The sequence below is a fragment of the Streptomyces sp. NPDC054956 genome, from assembly GCF_053609185.1.
Genome location: NZ_JBSGXB010000440.1, coordinates 1 through 4,847, shown reverse-complemented (window position 1 = coordinate 4,847; position 4,847 = coordinate 1). Strand labels below are relative to the sequence as shown.

At 72.5% G+C, this 4,847-nt stretch carries 5 protein-coding genes; 2 read left to right on the top strand and 3 right to left on the bottom strand.

The annotated features are described in order from the left end of the window. Positions 1 to 341 precede the first annotated feature (341 nt). A complete protein-coding gene (locus ACWGDE_RS36185) occupies positions 342 to 977 on the top strand; it encodes a VOC family protein (protein WP_453393321.1) in 636 nt (211 codons plus the stop codon). A 437-nt stretch (positions 978 to 1,414) separates the two neighbouring features. Next, positions 1,415 to 2,554 (top strand): alpha/beta hydrolase, encoded by a 1,140-nt coding sequence (locus ACWGDE_RS36180; protein WP_453393320.1) that lies wholly within the window; start codon positions 1,415 to 1,417, stop codon positions 2,552 to 2,554. On the opposite strand, the gene ACWGDE_RS36175 is transcribed toward ACWGDE_RS36180, so the two are convergent. The 3 genes from ACWGDE_RS36175 to ACWGDE_RS36165 form a co-directional block, all read right to left on the bottom strand. Beyond that, positions 2,526 to 2,768 carry a hypothetical protein gene (locus ACWGDE_RS36175; RefSeq protein ID WP_453393319.1) on the bottom strand — a complete coding sequence of 81 codons (243 nt, stop codon included), beginning with the start codon at positions 2,766 to 2,768 and terminating at the stop codon, positions 2,526 to 2,528. The genes ACWGDE_RS36180 and ACWGDE_RS36175 overlap by 29 nt on opposite strands. Positions 2,769 to 2,930: 162 nt before the next feature. Continuing rightward, positions 2,931 to 3,599, bottom strand: coding sequence for a response regulator (locus tag ACWGDE_RS36170; RefSeq protein WP_453393318.1), 669 nt, complete (start codon positions 3,597 to 3,599; stop codon positions 2,931 to 2,933). After that, on the bottom strand, positions 3,596 to 4,847 hold a 1,252-nt coding region (locus ACWGDE_RS36165), incomplete at its 5' end, for a sensor histidine kinase (protein ID WP_453393317.1). The genes ACWGDE_RS36170 and ACWGDE_RS36165, both read right to left, overlap by 4 nt.

Sequence of the window (4,847 nt, the reverse complement as noted above, 5' to 3'; positions counted from 1 at the left end):
GTGTCACCGGCACCTCCGAACTTATATCGGTGTCCCGATATAAGTTGCTCCGCGACTGACGGCCTGTCAACACCTGCGGCCGGGATCCGCGGGGGCGGATCCCGGCCGGGGGTGTGGCGCGACGAAGGCGCGGGCGCGGCCGGCGCCGACGGGGCTGGAGTCCGTCTGCCCGGTGAACCAGCTCCCGGCCTGGACGGCGTTGCTCTCGCTGCCGCCTGGGAGCGGTCGGGCTTCGACCGGGCCTCCCCCGCCGGGATGACGGTGCTCGATCCGCTCCACCGCTGAATCCACGGCGGGCGTGGCGTCGGGGTTTGTGCGGGTCGTCGGGTGATGATGGCGCGGTGCGACTTGATCACGTGTCCTATGCGGTGGCCCGCGACAGCTTCGTCTCGACCGTCCAGTGGATCGGATCGGCCCTCGGCGGCGGGTTCGTCGACGGGGGGGTGCACCCGAGATTCGGCACCCGCAATTTCATTCTCCCGCTGAGCGGCGGCACCTACGTCGAGGTCGTCACCACACTCGACCACCCCGCCGCCGACCGCGCGCCCTTCGGTCAGGCGGTCGCGCGCCGCGCCGCCGAGGGCGGCGGCTGGCTCGGTTGGGTGGTCTCCGTCGACGACATCGCCCCGGTCGAGGCCCGCCTCGGCCGCACCTCGGCCGAGGGCCACCGTGTCCGCCCCGACGGGTTCGACCTGAGGTGGAAGCAGATCGGGCTGCTGGAACTGATGGACGACCCTCAACTGCCCTACTTCCTGGAGTGGTTGGTCCCCGCCGAGGAACGCCCGAGCGCCGACCCTCGCACCTCCACCACCATCCACGGGGTCTCCATCGCGGGTGACGCCGCCTCCATCGCCGAATTCCTCGGCGAACCGGCCGACCACCCCCTCGAGCAGATCGACGTCACCTGGGTCGAGGACGAGGAACCGGGCCTGGTCTCGGTCGAGTTCGCCACCGCCCGCGGCCCGGTCACGATCTGACCGGGCCCCGACCGCCCCTCCGGAGCAACCGGGAGCAGCCGGCACCTGCCCGACGAGCCGGCCCGCCCGGTTGAGCGGCTAGCACGGCGCCCGGACGCAGGTCGGTGTACTCGTCGACTCCGCCCGACGGGTGGGCGAAGGGCTCCCGGTGGACGGATGCGGTGTGCCGGTCCGGACCCGCCGTCTCCAGCATGCGTCCCCCAGATGGACGCCCAGTGTGCGACGAGCGGCGCCGGTACCGAGAGCGAGGCGCCCGTGCTCGACGAACTGCTGTGGGCCCATGCCTCGGCGGGGCGGGCCCCCGATCCGACCGCTCATGACCTGCCGTTTGCCCATTTCATACCCTTTGGTGGCGAACCCCGGGGCCGATCGGGTCCTCTCACTGCGTGGCGGCCGCACCCGGCCGCCCGGGTACAGGGCTCAGGAGTGGCACGACGATGAAGCACGACCCCCGCCGGGAGGCGCAGTACGGGCACGGGAACGGGAACGGGAACGGACGCCGCCACGGACACGGCTCCGTGCACGGCCGGCGCCGGTCGCCGCGGCGGCGGTGGATCGCGGGTGCGATCTCGCTGGTGGCGGCCGCCGCAGTGGCCACCGGGGCTTTGACGTACTTCGACGTGTTCTCCGACGTGGGCGACACCGTGCACCTCGACGGACCCGGCTCCGCGGCGCGGGGCGGCGGCTCCGCCGACCCGCTGACCGAGCTGCCCACGGGACCGGAGCCGGAGCTCAAGGTGGCCGGCACCATCCCGCAGGACGGCAGCAAGGTCATGGTGACCACCCTGGCCGGGAAGAAGTCCGGGTTCACGGGCAAGGTCTGGCTCTGGGTGCCGCCGCAGTACCACGACCCGAAGTACGCGCACAGCGGCTTCCCCGTGATGATCGCGCTGCCGGGCGGGGCCGGGTACCAGTCGAACTACTGGATGGGGAGCGACCTCAAGCTGGAGGCCGACATCTCCACATGGTCCCGGGAGGGCTCCAGCCTCCCCTTCATCCTCGCCATGCCGGTCCTGAACCCGGGGTCCGACAAGGACGGCCTGTACTGGGACGGCAGCGACATCCCCGGTCAGCCCAAGATGGGCACCTGGCTCACCGAGGACGTTCCCGACCTGGTCCGCGCGACGTTCCGTACGATCAGATCACGCGACGGCTGGGCCTTCATGGGCAGTTCCTCCGGTGGTTTCGCCGGGCTCAAGTCGGTGCTCCAGAAGCCCGACGAGTTCCGCGCGGTGATCGCCGGCGGGCCCGACATCCTGCCCGACTCGCGGTTGTGGAACGGCCACCCGAAGGAGAAGGCGGAGAACAGCCCGCCCCAGCTCGCGCAGAAGCTGATCGACCGCAAGGGGCCCGAGGTCGACCTCGCCTTCCAGGTCGGCACCAAGGGCAGCGACGTCCAGAACCGGCCGCCGATCGAGAAGTTCGTCAAGGACTACACCAAGGGTCCCGTCAAGACGATGTTCCACGTCGACGAGGGCGGCGGCCACGACGCCTACACGTACGTCCCGGGCATGTACGACGGCGGGCTGATCCAGTGGATCAGCAAGCTCATGCGCGGACCCGTCCCGAGCCCCTGACCGGGTCGGGCACGTCGACCGCCAGGATCGGGGCGGCCGGGGACGCGTGCCGGTGGCCGCAGGGCTCGAAGACCAGGACCACGGGCTCCCCCGGACGCTGACGCCAGGAGATCCGCTCCGGGGCGTCGTCGCACACCGGACAGCAGGGCAGCGGGCTGGGCTCCCGCCGGCACTCGGGGGCGGCCGCGAGCGGGGTGGAGCGCGGATCGCGCATGAAGACTCCCTGGTCGTGCGGTTGGGCTGCTCGCACTGTGCCATGGACGTGCCCTGTTGCGCACGGGCGAATCCTCCAGTGTTCCGGCAGGATTCAGGCAGATTCCGGCAGGTCAGAGCCGTACGCGCGGGCTCCTCCCGTCCCTCCCAAGGGACTTGGCGTTCAGCGCGAGCCGTCGGCGACCGCCACCACACCCGATTCGTAAGCGGCGATGACCGCTTGCGCCCGGTCGCGAACGCCCAGCTTGCCGAAGATGCCGGTGATGTGGTTCTTGACCGTGGAGACGCTGATGTCCAGCTCTGCGGCGATCTCGGTGTTGTCGAGCCCGGTGGCCAGCAGGTGCCAGATCTCCCGCTCGCGCGGAGTGAGGTCGGCCGGGACGCCGTCGGCCCTCGGGACCGGCCGCACGGAAGCCCGTACGTACGTGGAGATCAGCCGGGTCAGGAGGCGCGGCGCGACCGCGGCCTCGCCGGTGTGGACGGTGCGGATCGCCGCGATCAGCTCCTCCGGGGAGATGTCCTTCGGCAGGAACCCGTAGGCGCCGGCCCGCAGGGCGGCGACCACGTACTCGTCCATGTCGAAGGTGCTCAGGGCCAGGACCCGCGCCCGCGGCACCAGCCGGGACAGTTCCGCGGTGGCCTCGACCCCGTCGAGGACCGGCATCCGGATGTCCATGACGACCACGTCGGGCCGCAGCCGCTCCGCCAGGGCGACCGCCTCGGCGCCGTCCCCGGCCTCGCCGACGACCTCGAACTCCGGGTCGGGGGCCAGGATCAGGGCCAGGCCCCGCCTGACGAGCGGCTGGTCGTCGGCGATGAGCACACGGATCATCCGCGGTGTTCCTCTCCCTCTCCCCCGGGCACGCCCGCACCCGGGGCCGGGCCGGACGGCACCGGGAGGCGCGCCGCGACCCGGAATCCGCCGACGTCGAGGGCGGCCGCTTCCAGGGTGCCGCCCTGCAGGGCGACCCGTTCGCGCATTCCGATCAGACCGTACCCGGAGCGCGGCGCCGACCGCGAAAGCACCTGCCGGTCCCCCGCCCCGTCGTCGCGGACCTCCACCGTCAGTTCGTCCGGCAGATACGTCAGCCGTACGTGGGCCCTGGCGCGGCCGGCGTGCTTGCGGGTGTTGGTCAGGGACTCCTGCACGATGCGGAACACCGTCAGGTCGAGGGCCGGCGGGAGCGGCCGGACCGTACCGTCCACGGTGAACTCGGTCTCCAGCCCGCCGAGCCTCGCTTCGGCGATGATCCGGTCCAGGTCGGCGGTCCCGGGCTGCGGGGCCGGCGGGGTGTGTTCCGGTTCCTCGCCGGCCCGCAGTACGTCGAGCAGCTGCCGCATCTCGCGCAGCGCCATCCGTCCGGAGCCCTCCAGGGTGACCAGGGCCTCGCGCGCCGTCTCCGGGTCGTGGGCGAGGTTGGCCCGCGCCCCGCCGGCCATCAGCTGCATGGTGGTGATGTGGTGGGCCACGATGTCGTGGAGTTCTCGCGCGATGCGGCGCCGCTCGTCCGCCACGGCGCGTTCGGCGAGCAGGGTGCGCTTGGCCTCGGTCTCCTGGTGCCAGCGCCGCGTCAGCAGCGCCGCGGCGACGACGATGAGGACGGCAACCGTGTTGCCGAGCAGGCCCATGGACCAGGTCGTCTCGCCGTAGCCCCGGCCGATCACCGTCAGCGGCACGGTCGCCAGGGCGGCCGTCGCCGTGACCGCCGGGCCGCGCACGCGGGCCACGGAGTAGAGCGCGACGGTGACTCCCCCGGAGAAGTGCGGGCCGGACGGGGAGAGCAGGTTCAGCGCCGTGCCGAGGGCGAGGACGGCGCAGAGCGCGGCCACCGGCCTGACCCGCCGGGCCAACAGGCAGGGCGCGGTCAGGACCACCAGGACGAAGGCGGACACCGTGAGGGGCCGGCCGTCCTCCGCGGCGCCGAGCGAGAAGCCGATCAGGTCCACGACGACGGCCCCGATGGCCACGAGCGCGTCGTTGCGGGTCCAGTTCAGGGCCTGGATCCCGTTCGCGGCCCGCGCGCCGATCGACGCCCGGGTGCCCTTCGACGCCCGGGCGCCCTTCGACGCCCGGGCGCCC